Annotated in this window: 19 protein-coding genes, 1 pseudogene and 1 other annotated feature; of the genes and pseudogenes, 12 read left to right on the forward strand and 8 right to left on the reverse strand. The window is 51.8% G+C overall.

The features are described 5' to 3' along the window. The first annotated feature begins 69 nt into the window (after nucleotides 1-69). From PT964_RS22665 to PT964_RS22690, 6 genes are all read left to right on the forward strand, one after another. Nucleotides 70-2,022, forward strand: coding sequence for a helix-turn-helix transcriptional regulator (locus tag PT964_RS22665; protein WP_274365641.1), 1,953 nt, complete (start codon nucleotides 70-72; stop codon nucleotides 2,020-2,022). Between the two features lie 154 nt (nucleotides 2,023-2,176). Then, nucleotides 2,177-2,344, forward strand: a complete 168-nt coding sequence (locus PT964_RS22670) for a hypothetical protein (RefSeq protein WP_274365642.1) — start codon at nucleotides 2,177-2,179, stop codon at nucleotides 2,342-2,344. Between the two features lie 18 nt (nucleotides 2,345-2,362). Continuing rightward, nucleotides 2,363-3,010: a CPBP family intramembrane glutamic endopeptidase gene (locus PT964_RS22675; protein ID WP_274365643.1), complete on the forward strand. Its 648-nt coding sequence runs from the start codon at nucleotides 2,363-2,365 to the stop codon at nucleotides 3,008-3,010. Nucleotides 3,011-3,024: 14 nt separating this feature from the next. Next, the gene (locus tag PT964_RS22680; protein WP_274365644.1) at nucleotides 3,025-4,266 is read left to right on the forward strand and encodes an MFS transporter; all 1,242 of its coding nucleotides are present in this window, start codon (nucleotides 3,025-3,027) and stop codon (nucleotides 4,264-4,266) included. Between the two features lie 199 nt (nucleotides 4,267-4,465). Then, complete coding sequence (locus PT964_RS22685) at nucleotides 4,466-5,002, forward strand: MOSC domain-containing protein (RefSeq protein ID WP_274365645.1); 537 nt, start codon at nucleotides 4,466-4,468, stop codon at nucleotides 5,000-5,002. Next, nucleotides 4,999-5,592 carry a nucleotidyltransferase family protein gene (locus PT964_RS22690; protein WP_274365646.1) on the forward strand — a complete coding sequence of 198 codons (594 nt, stop codon included), beginning with the start codon at nucleotides 4,999-5,001 and terminating at the stop codon, nucleotides 5,590-5,592. Before PT964_RS22685 ends, PT964_RS22690 begins: the two co-directional genes overlap by 4 nt. Nucleotides 5,593-5,619: 27 nt before the next feature. Here PT964_RS22690 and PT964_RS22695 read toward each other — a convergent pair whose 3' ends face one another. Together PT964_RS22695 and PT964_RS22700 are read right to left on the reverse strand one after the other, a co-directional pair. Continuing rightward, the gene (locus PT964_RS22695) at nucleotides 5,620-6,354 is read right to left on the reverse strand and encodes a hypothetical protein (RefSeq protein ID WP_274365647.1); all 735 of its coding nucleotides are present in this window, start codon (nucleotides 6,352-6,354) and stop codon (nucleotides 5,620-5,622) included. 48 nt (nucleotides 6,355-6,402) lie between these two features. Then, the gene (locus tag PT964_RS22700; RefSeq protein WP_425262787.1) at nucleotides 6,403-7,362 is read right to left on the reverse strand and encodes an MraY family glycosyltransferase; all 960 of its coding nucleotides are present in this window, start codon (nucleotides 7,360-7,362) and stop codon (nucleotides 6,403-6,405) included. A 68-nt stretch (nucleotides 7,363-7,430) separates the two neighbouring features. Between PT964_RS22700 and PT964_RS22705 the strand changes: the two genes are divergently transcribed. Together PT964_RS22705 and PT964_RS22710 are read left to right on the forward strand one after the other, a co-directional pair. Next, nucleotides 7,431-8,558: an amidohydrolase family protein gene (locus tag PT964_RS22705; protein ID WP_274365649.1), complete on the forward strand. Its 1,128-nt coding sequence runs from the start codon at nucleotides 7,431-7,433 to the stop codon at nucleotides 8,556-8,558. Nucleotides 8,559-8,569: 11 nt separating this feature from the next. Then, nucleotides 8,570-9,799, forward strand: a complete 1,230-nt coding sequence (locus tag PT964_RS22710) for an MFS transporter (protein ID WP_274365650.1) — start codon at nucleotides 8,570-8,572, stop codon at nucleotides 9,797-9,799. Nucleotides 9,800-9,951: 152 nt separating this feature from the next. Here PT964_RS22710 and PT964_RS22715 read toward each other — a convergent pair. From PT964_RS22715 to PT964_RS22730, 4 genes and pseudogenes are all read right to left on the reverse strand, one after another. After that, nucleotides 9,952-10,437 (reverse strand): annotated as a pseudogene (locus tag PT964_RS22715) (DinB family protein). 82 nt (nucleotides 10,438-10,519) lie between these two features. Further along, on the reverse strand, nucleotides 10,520-11,809 hold the full coding sequence (locus PT964_RS22720; protein ID WP_274365651.1) for an ATP-binding protein: 1,290 nt from the start codon (nucleotides 11,807-11,809) through the stop codon (nucleotides 10,520-10,522). Continuing rightward, complete coding sequence (locus PT964_RS22725; protein ID WP_274365652.1) at nucleotides 11,806-12,114, reverse strand: hypothetical protein; 309 nt, start codon at nucleotides 12,112-12,114, stop codon at nucleotides 11,806-11,808. The genes PT964_RS22720 and PT964_RS22725 overlap by 4 nt, the downstream gene beginning before the upstream one ends. Before the next feature lie 167 nt (nucleotides 12,115-12,281). Then, nucleotides 12,282-12,539, reverse strand: coding sequence for a hypothetical protein (locus tag PT964_RS22730; RefSeq protein ID WP_274365653.1), 258 nt, complete (start codon nucleotides 12,537-12,539; stop codon nucleotides 12,282-12,284). Between the two features lie 99 nt (nucleotides 12,540-12,638). On the opposite strand from PT964_RS22730, the gene PT964_RS22735 reads away from it, so the two are divergent. After that, nucleotides 12,639-13,592 carry a ketopantoate reductase family protein gene (locus tag PT964_RS22735; RefSeq protein WP_274365654.1) on the forward strand — a complete coding sequence of 318 codons (954 nt, stop codon included), beginning with the start codon at nucleotides 12,639-12,641 and terminating at the stop codon, nucleotides 13,590-13,592. A gap of 110 nt (nucleotides 13,593-13,702) precedes the next feature. Here the strand turns inward: PT964_RS22735 and PT964_RS22740 are convergent, their stop codons facing one another. Then, nucleotides 13,703-13,879: a hypothetical protein gene (locus PT964_RS22740; protein WP_274365655.1), complete on the reverse strand. Its 177-nt coding sequence runs from the start codon at nucleotides 13,877-13,879 to the stop codon at nucleotides 13,703-13,705. Nucleotides 13,880-14,027: 148 nt separating this feature from the next. Between PT964_RS22740 and PT964_RS22745 the strand changes: the two genes are divergently transcribed. Beyond that, entirely contained in the window at nucleotides 14,028-14,693 is a 666-nt protein-coding gene (locus PT964_RS22745; RefSeq protein WP_274365656.1) for a SanA/YdcF family protein, read from the forward strand. Between the two features lie 63 nt (nucleotides 14,694-14,756). On the opposite strand, the gene pyrH is transcribed toward PT964_RS22745, so the two are convergent. Then, complete coding sequence (gene pyrH, locus PT964_RS22750) at nucleotides 14,757-15,491, reverse strand: UMP kinase (protein WP_274365657.1); 735 nt, start codon at nucleotides 15,489-15,491, stop codon at nucleotides 14,757-14,759. A gap of 260 nt (nucleotides 15,492-15,751) precedes the next feature. Here pyrH and PT964_RS22755 point away from each other — a divergent pair, with 260 nt between their 5' ends. Together PT964_RS22755 and PT964_RS22760 are read left to right on the forward strand one after the other, a co-directional pair. Next, on the forward strand, nucleotides 15,752-16,336 hold the full coding sequence (locus PT964_RS22755) for a GNAT family N-acetyltransferase (RefSeq protein WP_274365658.1): 585 nt from the start codon (nucleotides 15,752-15,754) through the stop codon (nucleotides 16,334-16,336). 101 nt (nucleotides 16,337-16,437) lie between these two features. Beyond that, complete coding sequence (locus PT964_RS22760) at nucleotides 16,438-16,971, forward strand: RsfA family transcriptional regulator (RefSeq protein WP_274365659.1); 534 nt, start codon at nucleotides 16,438-16,440, stop codon at nucleotides 16,969-16,971. A 244-nt stretch (nucleotides 16,972-17,215) separates the two neighbouring features. Next, nucleotides 17,216-17,464, forward strand: a binding site (T-box leader). Nucleotides 17,465-17,519: the final 55 nt, after the last annotated feature.

Below are 17,519 nucleotides of genomic sequence, written 5' to 3' on the forward strand. Positions count from 1 at the left end.
TTGCCTTTGAACGAATGTATTGTATTATCAATGTGTTACTTAATTCCATGCGAGAGAGGGCCTTTCGTCGTGCTTCAATGGTTACAACGGACCTGTTTCACAAATTTGGAGAAAGAATCCCAAAAAAATCGTCTTCTCTTGTTTCTTATGCTTCCCCTTCTGCTGCTAGCGGAGATCGACATTCTCGTAAACGTTCCGTTCCTGCACCCGACCAATCTTATGTTTTTATCGGCTTATTTCGCCCTGTACGGCGTCTGTTTTCTGCTGCAGCTTCATCCTGTTTTTGAGAAAGCTTTCAAATATGCGGCTGTCGGCGGCATGGTCGTATTTTCCATGTTCCAAATATGGCTGTTTAACGATTATCCGATCATCTACCAAATCGTCTACATCAACCTGGCCTTGGCTATGATTTACTTGAACGGGTATTTGATCATGTTCATCGGCTTGGCGACGGCCGCTTTTACGGCGATTGGATTCTTGTTTTGGAAGGATGTTTTTTTTCCGTATATCGATATAAGTCTCGCGAACATACCGATTATCCTGGTGCTTCAGGCGACGGTCGTCCTTTGGGGCGCGGCCAAGATCGGAGTTACGTTTCGGGATTACATCAGCAATAATGTAAAAATGAAGCTGCTGCTGGAGCAAAATGAGCAGCAGCTGCTGCTGATTCAGGAGCGGAATTATGCGCTGGAGCAATACGCGAAGCAGGTAGAGAAGCTCGCCGTATTGGAGGAGCGAACGCGGATCGCCCGTGAAATGCACGATACGATGGGGCATACGCTGACATCGATTATCGCCGGGCTAGAGGTATTGAAGCACGGGGCCGGCTTGCCGTTGCCGGCGGAGCAAAAACGAATGGAGTCATTGCTGCATACGGCGCGGAAAGGACTCGAGGAGGTTCGTAATCATGTGCATTCGGCGGATGTGCAGGCGGAAGACGAGCTGCTGGACACAACGCTCCGACAATTGACCGAGGAGCTTTCGACAAATGCGAACGTACGCGTCGGGCTGCTGACAACCGGCGAACCTTACGAGTTATATCCTCAGCAGCGGTTCGCCTTGCTTCGGTGCGCGCAAGAAGCGTTAACGAATGCGGTTCGGCATGGCGGCGCCGATGCCGTCCGCGTCGAACTGGCGTATCAGGCCGATCATGTCCGTTTACGGATTGAGGACAACGGCAAAGGGGCGGACGATCTTACGTACGGCTTCGGGCTGCAGGCGATGAAGTCAAGAGCGGAAGCGTTGCAGGGCACTTTGCAAGTAAGCTCCGGCATTTCCCGCGGCGTAACGGTCGAATGCGTCATTCCGGCGGCAGCCGTACCGAAGAGCGAACCGATTCGGGTGCTGCTTGCGGAGGATCAGATGCTGATTGCCGAAAGCTTCTCCATCCTGCTCGGCATGGAGGACGGGATTAAGGTTCTCGGGATTGCGCCCGACGGGGAGAAAGCCGTCAATTACTGCGAGCAACACACTCCGGATGTCATTCTAATGGATATCGGAATGCCGAACATGAACGGGATTGAAGCGACACGGATGATCAAGCAGCGGTGGCCGAGCGTTAAAGTCATCCTATTGACGACCTTTCAGGACGTTGACCATGCGTCGCAAGCGATTATGTACGGCGCCGAAGCATATTTACTGAAGAGCGTCCATCCGAAGCACCTGTCCGAGACGATTCGAATCGTACACGCCGGCGGGACGTTAATTCCGCTTGAAACCGCCCGAATGTTGTTAGAAGGGCGTCAAGCGGCAGCGGCTCAAGCGGGGGAGGCACATGCCGAAAACAACGTTCCGCCGCCGGCATCTCAGCCGCTCGTCCTTTCCGGTGCGGAGAAGCTTAGCGAACGGGAAATGGAAATTTTGCATTACTTATCCGAAGGGTTCAAATACCGGGAAATCGCCGAAAAAATGCATTACTCGGAAGGCACCGTCAAAAATTACGTATCCGCAATTTATTCCAAGCTGAATGTGGAAAACCGGCTTCAAGCCATAAGGAAGGTTCAACAATTAAAGGGCGATTAGAGGCTGTCCGTCATAACGCTTTGTGCCTGGTTTCGTCAGGCGCAAGGCGTTTTTTCTTTTTAGGACGAAAGTTAATGACCAACGTCACTCCCTAAATAACCGCGCCATCCGTATACTTGCCGATGTAGAGAAGAGAGTCGGGGAGGGAAGCGAATTGTTCAACGCAAAGCGCTTAGCGGCCGTAATTGTGCCGGTCATCGCGTGCGCAAGCGTGTTGTACGGATGGGTGTCGCAAAATACGAGCATGGAACGACCTTATTTTATATGGATGTTTGCGGCGGTCATGATCGGAATCGTGCTGTACAAAGGCAAACATAAATGATGAAAAGGGTGTCGAAAAGTGGAAGAGAGTAAACGGTTAAAACAACGTGTTCCGAATCGAAGGGCGTTTTTTGAAGTTTTATTGATCTTGTTCGTCATGTTTATTTTGACATGGTCGAATAAGCAGCTGGCGCTCATTGCCGCGATCATCCCTATCGTCTATTTTTTCGTCGAACACAATATTCGAGGCGGCGATAATGCTCGGATTAAAGGGCTTTGGAGCGATATCAGGCAAAATTGGCACTGGTTCGGGCTTGTCGTTGTGCTGCAGGTATTGTACACCGTCACTTTTAAAACGTTTCTGCCGGAGGTGTTCGATCATCTCCATGCCAGGGTACCGCTAATCCAAAACGGCTTGAATTTCAATGTCGTCGTGGCGCTGCTTTTTGCGGCTTATGGAGAAGAAATTGCATTCCGGGGGCTGTTTCAGGAACGGTTCGCATGGTACATGCGTCCGGCAGCAGCCATCGTAGTTACTTCTTTGTTGTTTGCGCTGATCCACTTGTCGGAGGGCGGCCCGCTTGTTGTCGGGGCGGATTTGACCACCGTATTTTTGGACAGCGTCGTCTTCGGGATTATTTATTACCGAACAAGAAATATATTTGCCGGCTGGATCGCGCACTTTGCGGCTAACGTTGTCGCATTGATCGCGATCGGGTTGGTGTAATACGGAGGCCCCCGGTGGAAGAACGATTATGGAAAAATAAGCAGTTCGTTTGGTTTATTTCCGGACAAACCGTATGCGAGTTCGGTTCGGCGGTGCATCTGTTCGTGCTGCCTTGGCTGCTGCTGCAAATTACCGGTTCCGCGACGGTTTTAGGCATTGCAATGGCTGTCGGTTTTTTGCCTTATTTGCTTTTGTCTTTGCCGTTCGGAGCGCTGGCGGACCGCCACGACCGAAAGCTGTTGATGCTGGCCGCCAACGCCGGAAGGTTGGTATTAACGGCTTCGATACCGATCGCGGCTTTGTTCCGGGAGCTTCATCCCGTGCATTTGTTTATCGTGCAGGGCGGCATGAGCGCGATGGGCGCATTATTCGACGCCGGGTACGTTGCGAGTCTGCCAAGCATCGTTACGAAAAAACAGCTGCAAGAAGCGAACGCCGCGCTGCAGGGCGGCATTTCGGTCAGTCAATTATCGGGGCCAGCCATTGCAGGCTTGCTAATCTCCTGGTTCGGCGGCTCGTACACCCTTTCGTTTACGGCGGCTTCGTTCCTGATTTCCGTGCTCAGTCTTCGAATGATATCGTCATCCTTCAAGGGTGAAGGCGGCGATCGGGAACGGCTAACCGCACAACGGATGATGAAGCAGATCGGCGAGGGCGTCCGCTATGTCATGAACCACTCGCTCATCCGCCCGCTTACGGTTCTTGCCATGATGATCAACCTGAGCGCGCTTGCGATGAACCCAGCCATGTTGTATCGGCTGCAGACGGAGATGGGGCTCGATTCCAAAGCGGCGGGGTTCGTCATGGCTGGCTGGGGTGTAGGGACTGTGATCGGGTCATTGGCAGCCGCGAAATTTTTCAAACGGCTGCGGCTTGGTATTGTGATGGTTTTCTCCTTATCGTTGCAGATCGTGACGCCGTTTTTGGTCGTGTTCGTGGAGCAAACGACGGTAATGCTGATCGCTTATGCGATTTACGGCTTCGCTGTCGTGCTTTGGAATGTGCAATCGCTTAGCCTGCGCCAATCCGTCATTCCAAGCGAGTTGATGGGCCGGGCGACCACCACGATCCGCTTTCTGGTGTTCGCCACCATTCCGCTCGGTACGGTAATCGGAGGCGCGCTTTCGGAGCATTTCGGCGCCGTCACCGCGTTTCTCTTCTCCGGCGCGATTCAACTCGTCATATGGCTGTGGGCGTTCCGCAACCGGTTGTTTTTCACCGAAACGCCCGGCGTCGGGGCATCCCAAACGATGTAGCGGCAAGGGAAGCGGCGGGTAGCTTACCGCTTACTGTAAGCCTTCCGATGAAAGTCGCCGATATAACGAAACAGCGTTTCCCCGTCCTTCGGCAATATTTGCATAATCCGTCCCATAAGGCTCGAAGATCCGGGTCCAAAGCGATATAATGAAAATTACACCAATCGATAGATATGCTAGAAGGAGAAAAAGAGTGAATATGAACGAACAGGCTGTTGTCGAGCGCGTCATGCTGGCTGACGATCCTTCGACGTTCGTGACGAGGGAAGTGGACATCATCAACGTCGAGCTGGGCGGCATTCCGGGAGACCGCCATTACGGGCTTCTTCGGCCGGCAGACTCCAGACAAAAGATTTACCCGCGCGGCACGTTAATCGCCAACCGGCGCCAAATCAGCATCGTTTCGCTGGAAGACTGCGCCCTCATCGCCGAGCATCTGGGATTGCCTGAAATCAAACCCGAGTGGCTTGGCGCCAATATAGTAGTGAGCGGCATCGAGACGTTAACCGAGCTGCCGAGCGGCACACGTCTTGTTTTTCCGAACGGGACGGGTCTTATTTGCGAAGGCGAAAACTTGCCTTGCATCGGGCCGGGGAAGGTGATCGAAGCGATGAGCGGAATAAGCGGGATTCGCACTAAATTCGTCCCCGCGGCCAAAAAGCTAAGAGGCATCGTTTGCTCGGTCGAGCGGGAAGGCGTAATCGCCAAGGGCGACGCCATCAAGGTGGCAACATGAACATCGAAACCGAGGCTCAAATCCTGCAGCTAGTCAAAGAAGACGAGTGGATGATGGGCATCCTGCGCACGGCCGGATCGCTGCAGCTGCCCGACTGGTGGGTGTGCGCCGGCTTCGTACGGGCCAAAATATGGGACGTGCTGCACGGGTTTGCCGAAAGAACGAAGCTGCCGGACGTCGATGTTATTTACTTCGACCCATCCAACACCGAGGAGAGCGCGGAGAAGCTGCTCGAAGCGAAGCTGCACGGCATTCATCCCGGCATTCCATGGTCCGTGAAAAACGAGGCGAGAATGCATAAAGTGAACGGTCTTGAGCCTTATATGTCGTCGGTCGACGCCATTTCGAAGTTTCCGGAGACGGCGACGGCCTTAGGTCTTAAGCTGGACGTGCATGATGAGCCGGTTCTCGCCGCTCCGTGCGGAATCGGCGATGCAATCGGCTTGAAGGTTCGGCCGACGCCGTTCTTTCAGGAGACCCTGGAAAGAGCAAGCATCTATGAGGAACGAATCGTGAAGAAAAATTGGAAACAAATATGGGACCGTATTACGGTCATTCATATCGAAAACAAAAAGCAGGAGCCGATGTGAACGAGCGGCTCCTGCTCTGTGTGTGATTTAGGACTTTTGAATTTTGGCCGGATTGTTGATTTTGTACTGCACCGGATGCTTCGTAAGCTTCTTAGCGACAATCTTGGCTTCAAAGGTGATCGTATCCCCGACGGCGAGCTCCAGCTTCTTTAACGTTGCGCTATGGCTCGACCATGCGGCGCCGATTTCCAGCTCGGGTTCGACAATTTTTACCGCATCATAAACGATCACTTCATCGTCGGTGTCGGAGAAGTTGTTCGGCACCGTTGTAAATTGCTGTACGGTGGCGGTCATTTTGACCTTCTCCTCGGGCAGCTGAAGCTTTTCCTTCTTGGGCGCTTTCTCTTTCTCTTTCTCTTTCGCGGGAGCCGCGGCGGGTTTAGGCTTATCGGCAGCGGCTTCCGTTTTTACAGCCGGTGCGGCCTGCGGGCTGTCAGCCTCTGCCGCTTCAGCCGGAGACTCCGCCGAATCCTCGGAAGCCGCCGTCAGACGCTGCCCGTAATTCGCTGCCTGCATCTCCTTTAAATAGGACGGGTGAATGCAGTGCTTTTGCCCGTTATCAAATTCAATGACGGCCGTTATATCGTCTACGTAGCCGACAACCGAGCAAGGCAGATTCGTTCCGCCGCCTTTATAGTAAAACACTTTCGATTTGGAAGCTTTTTCGGACAACAGTCCCCATTCCTTGCATTTCTCGATCTGTTCGGCCTCGTCGTCAAAGCCGGCATATTCAATAGGCTCAATGACAAAAGTACGCATCAAACGCTCAACCGCCTTTCTTTAGATACTGGTTATTTTATCATCATTGCATTACAGTTGAACGAGCAGCAGGATGATGGAGGATAGGCTCAAGCAGACGCTGATCAAGCATAAGAAAGCTACAACCTGCTTCGGATTCATGCCGGTGCGCAGCAGCCGGTAATGGGCTTGGCTTGCGTCGGCTTGGTAAATCGGCTTGCCTTGCAGGAAGCGTCTGGCGACAACGAACAGGTTGTCGAAGATCGGCACTCCGAGCGCGAGAATCGGAATAAAGACCGAAAGCACCGTAGCTTGCTTAAATACGCCGTCCAGTGCAATCACGCTGAGGATAAAGCCGAGGAACGTCGCTCCCGCGTCGCCCATGAAAATTTTTGCCGGCGGTTTGTTATACCGCAAATAAGCGAGCGCAACGCCGACCAGGATGATGGCCATGAACGCCGAATTGTCCTGTCCTTTGGCAAGAGCGACCACAAACAACGTTACGGCGGAGATGGCCGAAAGGCCGCCTGCCAGCCCGTCCATTCCGTCCGAAAAATTAATGACCGTCGTCACGCCGAAAATCCAAAGAATCGTTAATATAAACTGCAGCCATACCGGCAGGAGCACATACTGTTCGGTGATCGGATTATAGAAGCCGGTAAACGCAATGCCTGACAAATAGACGAGGACGGCCGCCGAAACCTGCACCAACAGCTTCGGCAAAGCGGGAAAATCTTTACCGTTCGTCTTGTACCAATCGTCAATCGTACCGATGATTAATAATAATAGCGATCCGCAAAAGATGGCGGCGGTTTGGGCCGGCTCGTTCGTTGCAAGAAGCAGGTATGTGACCGCAAAGCCGGCAAAGATCGCATAGCTTGCCGTGAGCGGAATCGGTTCGCGGTGAAGCTTGCGCTCGACGTCTTTACGGGGCTTGTCCACGAAATTAATGCGGAAGGCCAGTTTTCCGAGCGGCGGAATTAAGAAGTAGACGATGAAAAAGGACAGTAGAAACGCAACTGCGAATAAAATTGGAATCAACTCCAGAACGGTATTTATTGCTATTGACTTTATTATAGGAAAAAAGGTGAAAAATGTCGATGAAACCCGAACAACTCTTATTACATCCTTCGATGAAAAAGAGAAAGCGGCTTGCCGGAGTATTGCTGCTGTGTATCGTTACGGGATGCGCGACCGCCGGACAGCGGGATGAAATAGAAGAAACAGAAGCAGTAGTTGAGGATAAGCAGCAGGAAACCGCGGCCGCAGAGAGGCCGCAAGAGGCAATAACTGCAGATGAGCCGCCGCTATGGGAAACGTATAAAGCTTTGAAAGTCATCGACGTACATAATCACGATGCCGCGAGACGGAATGCCATACCTTTATGGGATCGTTACGGGATTGATAGGGTCGTGCTGTTCGGCAACATTTCGGAGCCGTCGGCGGTCGGGTCGGACCGATTGACTTGGGACGTGTACAAAAAGCATCCGGATCGCGTCATTCCGTTCTTCTCAGGCTTTGATATGCATGGAGAAGACGGTTTGAAGACTGTGAAGGATAACCTTGAGCAAGGGTATCTCGGCATCGGCGAGACGGTTGCCGCTTCCACCCATTCGCCGGTTACGAGCAAGCTGGAGTGGAAGGCGAATCACCCGATGGACGGCAATTTGCCGGCCATCTATGAGCTTTGTGCCGAGTATGACGCACCGAATCTGCTTCATATCGATCCGCCGACCGGCGCACCGATCGTCAGGCTGGCGGAAGCGCTCGACAAGTTCCCGGACACGGCTTTTATTTTCGGGCACGGCAACGTATATAATACGCCGGACAATTTGGAGCGACTGCTGAAGAAGCACGATAATTTGTACATCGATTTTTTCGCCGGCTTTACGGCGGGCAATCCGGCAAGCGCCGACGGATTGAAAGATTATATCGAGTTGATTGAGAAATATCCGGACCGATTTCTGACGGGGACGGACAGCGGCTACGGCGTCGGGTACGGCAAAGCCGCGGGAGCGATCTACGAGCTGCTCGATCAATTAAAGCCGGAGACGCGAGAGAAGGTAGCATCCGGCAACTTCGAAGGGCTGCTGGAGAGGCAAAAGCCGACCGAGACCCAGCGCAGCCGGCTGAAGGAAGCGGCGAAGGAGGCGGGTGTTGAGCTCGATCTTGATTCGTTAACGAAGCATGAAGCGAATGTAAAGTGGTTTGAATTGACCGCGGAATAGGGGAGATTCTCATGTGGAGAAACCGTAACGTATGGATTATTTGGCTCGGCGAATTGATCGCCGGCTTGGGATTATGGACTTCTATCATCGGCAATCTTGAATTTATGCAGCAGCATGTGCCGTCCGATTTCATGAAGTCGCTGATTTTATTTATCGGTCTTCTGGCCGGGGTGCTGATCGGGCCGCTTGCAGGCCGGATCATCGATTCGAGCAAGAAAAAGACGGTATTGCTTTACTCGGGCGTCGGCCGCATGATTAGCGTTTGTTTTATGTTCGTCGCCTTGCACGAACAATCCGTACTGTGGATGGTCATGTTTGCGATATCGCTGCAGATCTCGGCTGCGTTCTATTTTCCCGCCTTGCAAGCGGTCATCCCGCTGGCGGTTGCGGAGAAAGATTTGTTGACGATGAACGGCATCCATATGAACGTCGGCACGATCGGCAGAATCGCCGGAACCGCGCTCGCCGGTTTGATGTTGACCGTAATGAGCCTTTACTCGCTGTATGCGGCTTCGTTGGTTGCTTACGCCGTATTGCTGGCCGCTACATGGTTTTTGAACGTCAACGAGACGGATGAACGTCAAGAGTTACGACGTACGGCAGGCGGCGCGAGGAACGCCAAGGGCTTTAGTGAAGTCATCCCGCTGCTGAAAGGCATGCCGGTCGTAACGAGAATATTGCTCCTTATGATCATCCCGACATTGTTTATCGGCGGCTTCAATCTGATGGTGATCAATATTAGCGAGCTTCAGCACGACTCTACGATCAAAGGCTTGCTGTATACGGTGGAAGGCACTTGCTTTATGCTGGGTACGTTCCTCGTCAAACGGCTTTCTTTCGGCACGATGATGCAGCGGCTTGTAGCTCTTTCCGCTATGGTGGGGGTTTCTCACCTGCTGCTGTTTTTTGCCGACAGCAAACCGATGTCGCTGATCGCGTTCGGATTGTTCGGCATAAGCGTAGGCTGCTTCTTCCCGATTGCCTCGACTTTTTTCCAAACCCAGATTCCGAGGGAGTACCATGGCCGCTTCTTCTCGTTCCGTACCATGTACGATCGTGTCTTATTTCAGGTGGTGTTGCTATGCACAGGCCTCTTGCTCGATATGATGGGACTTCAACATATGGTTTTATGGTTCGGAGGCTTCTCGCTGCTGCTCGTTCTTTACTTTGCGACCCGTCCGACGAAGGAGACGACAAAGATCGGCACGGGCGAGGCGCCGCAGGCTGCGGGCGGACAATAACCCGATGCGCCAAAAAGGAGTTTATTCTTAGGTATGCGGTTTCGAGCGAAATTAGCGGAACACAATGTAAACTTCCCCATCTCAGCGGACATTCGTTCCCGTTAACTTTATATGAGAAAAAAGCTTGCGCGAAATTACGCGCAAGCTCCTTCTTAATATAAAGAGAACATATTCACGTCATGTCCGAGCTCTTTCAAATAATTGAACAGCTGTGCACGGTGGTGGAACAGATGGGTGACGATTTCGATGAGCTATTTGACCTGCACGCTGCTTGCGTCCGAGTAGAAAGGCTTGGTCGCTTTGTTCAGAAAATCGTCTTCGCTCAGCGAAAGCATGTACTCACGCAGCGCCTCATAGCTTTGCTGCATCAGGTCGCACAGCTGTTCCGGATTCGTTACCGACTTGATATCCCCTTCAATCTTATCGAACTCGGGTCCTTGCTTTTCCTGCAAAATAGCGAGGTCGGTCGCGGGTATCATGACGAGATGGTGCGTCAGCTCCAGTAGCGTCCGCATGTTTTCTTTCGGGCGGTAGCTCCACTGCTCCGGCGCGATTCTGCTTATTAGTCCTTTGCTTGTGCGAACCCCATGCTCCAGCTCGTGCAGCAAATGGTCGCGGATCGTAAATGCAGCGCTCATCTTTACAGCCTCCAATGATCATAGAGTAGAACATCCGTTTGTATAATACCAAATTCCGTATATAAATCCAAGCGGCGCGGATTCAATCCTCCGACTTAGCGAGCGGCAGCATAATCGAAAACACCGTGCCTTGTCCGATTGCGCTTCGGACATCCACTTTTCCCCCGTGGTCCTGAATAATTTTATGGGTAATCGGCAGGCCAAGCCCCGTACCGTTCTCTTTAGTCGTAAAGAAAGGTTCGAACAGCTTGTTCTTCGTGTCCTCGGTCATGCCGATCCCGCTGTCTTCCACTTCGACGATTGCCGATTGTTCATGCTCGTATGCCCTGACGGTAAGCTTGCCGACCTCCGGCATCGCTTCCACTGCGTTCTTAATTAAATTCACGAGCACCTGGGTAATTTTATCGCGGTCGACCTTGACCGGAAGGGGGGGCTCCTCCTGCATTTCAAGTACAAGCTGATGTCCGTTGCGGGAAACCTCGTTTTCGGTAATGGCGACGGCCCGATGTATACATTTTTGTACGGCTTCCGTTTTCATTTTCGTCGCTTGCGGTTTGGAGAACTGCAGAAATTCCGCCGTCAGCTCGCTAACCCTTGTTATTTCGCTCATGATGATGTCGTGAAACTGCTCCATGTTGCTGTATTGATTGCTTTTCGCGAGTTGAAGGAAGCCCTTGATCGTGGTCAACGGATTTCGTATTTCATGAGCCATGCCCGCAGCCAATTCCCCGATTGTATTCAGCTTGTCCGCTCGGAATATGTGCTCGTCCCGCTTCAGCCACAATTCTCTTTCTTTGTAGAAAAGCTGGTTTTCTATCTCCGCGATAATGACGTCGCTCGTTCGCCCGTTGGAGAACGAATAGCCGTAGATGACCTGCAAGCCGGTCGAAGAGATCACGCTGCCGTCGAAAAAACCCGCGATTTTCGCGACGACATCGTCTTTGCCGTCCCATTGTACCGCTAGCGCAAACTGCCCCCCGCTGTATCGGCAGATCGCGGATTCGGGAAACTGCAGCGTCAATTGATCGGCGATCCATTTCAACGTCTCGTTTACGCGCTGATAGCCTACTTGTACGTTTAGCGTCTTGATATTGTAAAAGTCGACGATGGCGACGCAAGTGTTTTTGTTTTGAGCCGTCATTTGCTCAAGATTTTTGCGGAATTCGTGATAATTCAGCAAGCCGGTGAGCGCATCGGACTGAAGCAATTTGTTGTTCGCTTCTCGTAATTTTTCTTTCTCGATTTCCGCATTTTTGACATACCAGACGAGTACGACGACCGCGAACGAACCGAGAATATCGGAAAAAGTAATCAGCAGCGAATAATCGTTAAGATCGGAGTAGGATAACCGGATCAGGCTGTACGTGGTCAAGATGACAAGGGTAGTAAAGACGGATTTAGCGCATGATCGAACAATGCCAGCTGTCTGATCAGAACGATCAAATAAATGCTGATACACCAATTTAATTGACTCAGCCAATGAAACATAAAGAGGAAGAACAGCTGCATGATGAACAATCGGTTGCTTTTTTTGTCGATGAGGATGCTAATAAACAAACCGGCGCCTATCGCAAGCATTGCGGCCGGATGCTCCGTTCGGTTCAAATATACGGAGGAAAAGGAGATGAAGCATATGAGGATTGGCAGAAGCGCATTGTATAGCAGTTTGTTCGTCAATGAAATCGCCGCCCTGTTGTCTAGTGGAACAAGTTGGTGTCATTTTCCTACTATATTACAGGAAACTAATGGCAGTGCAAAGATACGAATTTGAACCATCGGCGCCCCGGCTGCCGTCAGCAGTCATGAAGCCGGGGGTTTTATTTCGTTGTTGCCGGTTGTGGAGCTTACTGTTCCGTCATGATTTCGGCGATCAAGGGCACTTCCTCGGCATCCGCGCCGGTATTCTCGCTCATTTCAATCGTCCTGCCGATTTCATCCATAATTTCGAACAGCTTCGACAATACGTCGCCTTGTAAGGCAACGATAACGTCCGGATCGGTTTGTTTTCTTTTTAGCAGCGTCGTTACTTCGCCGTACTTGCGGAGCACGCGCAAATAATGTGTAATACTGTAATCGCTGTTGGACTTGAATCTTACGTTCAAGGATGTTCACCTCTTCCGTTATAATAACGTAAAGAGGGACAAGAATCACGAAGTGAAGCGCGAAAGGCAAACCGTGCGGCAAGAAATGGGGGTATAAGCATGAATATGTTGATTATCGGCGCGGGCTCGCTTGGCCTGCTGTATGCGGCGAGGCTTGCGGGGGCGAACGGTTCGGGGTTGAGCTTGCGCGTGGATCTGCTTACGCATGGTTCGGAGCAGGCGGAGCGCATCCGGCGGAGCGGGATACAAATCCTTGAAGGGAAGCATGCGGCCCGGGTTCGCGCGTCTAACGCCGAGTCATTCGGCACGGCAGCGGACGAAGCGCCGTCCGGCATCGATTGGGATTGGATCATGCTTATGGTGAAGCAAACCCATATCGATTCCAGTATGCTGCAACGGTTAGCCGGAATGGCGAAGGGAAGGGCGAAGCTCGTTTGCTTCCAGAACGGCGTCGGCCACCTGGAGCGCCTTGCGGAAGCGGGAATACCGGCCGAGAGGCTTTATGCCGCTGTGACGACCGAAGGAGCCAAGAAGACGGCGCCGAACGAAGTGCGGCATACGGGCCGCGGTGTCACTTTGATCGGAAGCGTGCATGCGGCGGGTACGTACGCGGAGGCGAAGCCGCTCGCCGAAGTATTGTCCGCAGCCGGCTTTCGGGCGGAAGCGACGGATCGAATCGGAGAAGCGATGTACCGGAAGCTCTTGGTCAATTCGGTAATCAATCCTTTGACCGCGATTTTGAAAATCAAGAACGGCACGCTTCTTTCTTCGGCTTATTATATGGATGCTATGAACATGCTTTATCGGGAAGCATGCGATGTGCTTGGCAAAGAAGGGCTTCCGATTACCGATGAGCTTTGGGAGCATCTGGTTGACGTATGCAGGAAAACTTCGGACAATTCGTCCTCCATGCTTCAGGACGTGCTTGCCGGAAGAGAGACGGAAATCGAATGGATCAACGGCAGCATTGTCCGGCTTGCCGCCAAGCATCAAATCAGCGTGCCTGCTCATCGGATCGTATACAACATGGTGAAGGGTACGCTTCCGGGCTGAAAAAAACAAAGAGTCCCGCAGGCAGACGAGGCTCCGTGCGGGACGATCCGAACTATTCTAACGTTCCTGTGAACGAAGCATGAAAGCTCCGTTCTTAGCGGGCACAAGTCTTAATGCAGCGATTCCGCGCTTTGCAGCGCGTGCTCCCAGCTGGGGAAGTAGTAAAGCGCGTTCTTCAACAGCTGCGGGTTTGATTCTTTAATTTTCTTTTTGTTCGTCGGCTGCCCGCTTCGCTGCAGCTCCTCGATTTGAGTCACCACATCGTTCATGCTCATGTCAGCTTCCATGGCGATCCTCCTTTTTGGTGTAAAGTGATATCCCCACACCACCCATTATGCCCATAATGTGGAAATAAACACCGAAATCATAGTTCACTTCGGCGCCGGGTTCCTTTAAGATGAAAATAGAGCTAATAGGAGAAGGGGAACATTCATCATGAAAAGAAGAAGGGTCATAGCCATCTATGCCGCAATCGCCGTACTATTGGCAGGAGCCGGGGGAATGTTCGGGATCAACGGTTGGATGAAGACGGCGTCCGCTCCATATATCGCGGATGCCGGCCAGGCGCCTGCTGCGGATGCCATCCTTGTATTAGGCGCCAGAGTATATTCCGAAACGAGCGTATCGCCGATGCTTAACGACCGTTTGGAGCAAGGGCTTGCATTGTATGAAGCGGGGAAAGCGCCGAAAATAATCGTCAGCGGAGATCACGGTACGAAAGCGTACGACGAAGTAAACGCGATGCGGCTGTTTTTGGAGGAGAGGGGCGTGCCCTCCGAGGATATTTTTATGGATCATGCGGGCTTTAGCACCTATGAGAGCGCGTACCGCGCAAGAGACATTTTCAAGACGAAATCGGTGATCGTAGTGACCCAAGGATACCATCTCATTCGGTCCGTCTACGTGGCGCGCCGTCTCGGGATCGATGCGTACGGCGTTGCCAGCGATCCGAGAACGTACTTCGGCGCGGAAAAATACGAGGCGAGAGAAAAGCTTGCGAGAGTGAAGGATTTCATCTTTGTGCATGTTACGAAGCCGAAGCCGACTTATTTGGGGGAAGCTTATCCGATTACGGGCGACGGCCGGGTCACTCACGATTGACGGATACGGCGAGCCTACGTTGGCCCGGTATTCCCGGGCCAGCTTTTGGCGTGAGTCGAAGTGTCATACGTACTGCAGCGTGGATTCCTTCGTAATGATCGTTCCGATGGACACTCCTTCGCATATGGCCTTCATCGAGCCCGGTTTATCGAAATTAAACACATGAATCGGCAAATTGTGATCCCGAGCCAGGATGAACGCGGATTGATCCATCACCTTCAAATTATGGTTCAGCACGTCGTTATAATGAAGGGAGGTGTACATTTTGGCGTTTGCATCGTGCCTTGGGTCCGCGCTGAATACGCCGTCGACTCCCTGCTTGGCTACGAGGAGCGCATCCGAATTGACCTCAAGCGCTCTTTGCACGGACGGATAATCCGTCGTAACGTACGGCTGGCCGTTTCCGCCGGCGAAAATAACGATATACCCCTTCTCGAGATGATGCACCGCCCGAAGCCGGATATACGGCTCGGCGACCGAGCTGATCGGAATGGCGGTCATGACCCGAACCTCTTTGTTGGTCAGCTTCTTGAGTACCCCTCTGAGCATCAAGCTGTTGATCACCGTCGCAAGCGTTCCGATATTATCGGCCTCCGCCCGCTCGAGGCCCCAATTTTCACCCATATTTCCGCGAAAAATGTTCCCGCCGCCAATGACGATCGAAACCTCGACCCCCATATTCACCACCGACAATATTTCATTGCCGATATGCTCGAGCCGCTCCGGATCAAAACCGAATTCGCTGTCTCCGGCTACCGCGCCGCCGCTAAGCTTAATGAGTATCCTTTTGTATTTCATTCAACGAGACACCTCCGCTATAATCCAAAAAAAACACCGAAGCAAATATCGGCCTCAGTGTTTATACAAATAGGAAATATGCCGCTATCGGTCGGTCGGTTAGCATTTGCATACTTCCAGCTCCTTCGCTACTTTTTTCCTTGGATATTTTACACTTCCAACCGTAAAAAAAGCAACCCAAACCGATAAGAAAACGGTTGTACATTACAGACCGGTATGTTACTCTATCGGGAAACATTTTCGGCAGGGGGCTGTTACCAATGGGAGCTTATGAATTTGATCCGATCATGCTTCAGTTTCCCGAGAGCTTTGAAAGCGAGCGGCTGATCATCCGGGCTCCGCAATGGGGGGACGGGCTGAAGGTCAACGAAGGCGTGAAAGAAAGCATAAAGGAGCTCCGCCCTTGGATGCCGTGGGCTCAATCCGTTCCGACCGCGGAGCAATCGGAAATCGGCATTCGCAAGGCGAGGATGCAGTTTTTGGAACGAACCGACCTGATGCTGCTCTTAACCTTGAAGGATACGGGCGAATTGGTCGGCTGCAGCGGCTTGCATCGAATCGACTGGAAAGCCCGGAAGTTTGAAACCGGCTATTGGGTTCGCACCTCTTTCGCCGGACAAGGGTATATAACGGAAGCGGTGCGGGCGATCACCGATTTCGCCATAAGCGACCTGCAAGCGAACCGCATTGAAATACGCTGCGATTCCCGCAATGCGAGAAGCGCACGCGTCGCCGAGCGGCTTGGCTTTACGCTGGAAGGAATTCTTAGGCGAGAGCAGTGCGACGTAACGGGCCTGCCGAGGGATACGATGGTTTTTTCGAAAGTAAAAGGGTTTGAATACTAACATAGTTTATCGATAAGCGCTTTGCCTGCCGCGGAGAATATAAATCTCATTTCATGGATAAAATGGGGAATAAAAATATGAAACCAAGGTGGGTCGAAACTATGCTAGTGCAGCATGAACGCAAAGATCAATGGACGACGGAAGACGATAATATACTGGCCGAAACCGTATTGAGGCATATTCGGAGCGGCAGTACGCAGCTCAAGGGATTCGAAGAAACCGCAAAGCAGTTAAATAGAACCGCGAGCGCCTGCGGGTTTCGATGGAACGCTTCGGTTAGGAAGCTATACGAGGATGAGATAAAAGCTGCCAAGCTATCGAAAAATCATAGAGGGAAGAAACCGGCCGTTTCCCATAATCCGCCCATAGCGGAGAAGAAGCTTGAGCAAGACGTGCAAGATTCCATTACGGAACCGCTCGACAACGTACTAGGCATCGTCAACAGATTCAAGCTTACGGTGGCCAACATGAGCAAAGAAATCGAACGGCTTCGGGAGCATCTCAGACAGAAGGAGCAGGAGATCGAGCGGTTGAATACGCTCCTTGTTAGAGACCGCCCCGTCGAAGTGCTGTCCGAGGATTATCAAAGCTTTCTGAAAATATTGGAAAATGCGAGAAAATTGCAGGTTCTTTAAGGAATAACACGAAAAGCACAGAAAGAGACCCGCGGCGTTAGCTGCGGGTCTTAACAATATCTATATCAAAAAAGGGGGTTGTTTCGTATTATATACGGTTTATCTTAAAGGAAGATGAACGTAATATTTCAATATTATTACAATTTTGTCGGCGAGTGCGTGTGAGGGTTATCCAGGCTAGAGCGCACAATGGATTGACAAAATAAGGGATCCGTTGTACGATTCAATGAATTATCCGAATATTGCAAAATCGATGAAGAGAACGAGTACGTTATTTTCTCCGTACGACAGAGAGTCGGCGATTGCTGAGAGCCGATGTACGGACAATGACCGAAAATCATCTCTTAGATCCGGGCTGAAAACCGTTAAGAGAGTAAGCTCCGTCGGCCGTCCGCCGTTATCGGAACGCGTATTGACGGATACGTTCGAAGCGCCGGGTGTCGGAAGATGCTCGGAAGTAGGGTGGTAACGCGAGTGAAACCTCGTCCCTGAATAGGGGCGAGGTTTTTTATGTACGCCCAGCATGGGCGTCATCTCTAGGGTGAAAG

Origin of the sequence: Paenibacillus thermotolerans, from assembly GCF_028745515.1 — a bacterium.
In the GTDB taxonomy this organism is placed as follows: Bacteria; Bacillota; Bacilli; order Paenibacillales; family YIM-B00363; genus Paenibacillus_AE; species Paenibacillus_AE thermotolerans.

Bases quoted from the DNA above. Each gene is read 5' to 3' on its own strand.
- pyrH (WP_274365657.1), bottom strand. From the start codon at position 15,491: ATGAAATACAAAAGGATACTCATTAAGCTTAGCGGCGGCGCGGTAGCC.
- PT964_RS22710 (WP_274365650.1), top strand. From the start codon at position 8,570: ATGTGGAGAAACCGTAACGTATGGATTATTTGGCTCGGCGAATTGATC.
- PT964_RS22705 (WP_274365649.1), top strand. From the start codon at position 7,431: ATGAAACCCGAACAACTCTTATTACATCCTTCGATGAAAAAGAGAAAG.
- PT964_RS22745 (WP_274365656.1), top strand. From the start codon at position 14,028: ATGAAAAGAAGAAGGGTCATAGCCATCTATGCCGCAATCGCCGTACTA.
- PT964_RS22690 (WP_274365646.1), top strand. From the start codon at position 4,999: ATGAACATCGAAACCGAGGCTCAAATCCTGCAGCTAGTCAAAGAAGAC.
- PT964_RS22740 (WP_274365655.1), bottom strand. From the start codon at position 13,879: ATGGAAGCTGACATGAGCATGAACGATGTGGTGACTCAAATCGAGGAG.
- PT964_RS22685 (WP_274365645.1), top strand. From the start codon at position 4,466: ATGAACGAACAGGCTGTTGTCGAGCGCGTCATGCTGGCTGACGATCCT.
- PT964_RS22760 (WP_274365659.1), top strand. From the start codon at position 16,438: ATGCTAGTGCAGCATGAACGCAAAGATCAATGGACGACGGAAGACGAT.
- PT964_RS22755 (WP_274365658.1), top strand. From the start codon at position 15,752: ATGGGAGCTTATGAATTTGATCCGATCATGCTTCAGTTTCCCGAGAGC.
- PT964_RS22735 (WP_274365654.1), top strand. From the start codon at position 12,639: ATGAATATGTTGATTATCGGCGCGGGCTCGCTTGGCCTGCTGTATGCG.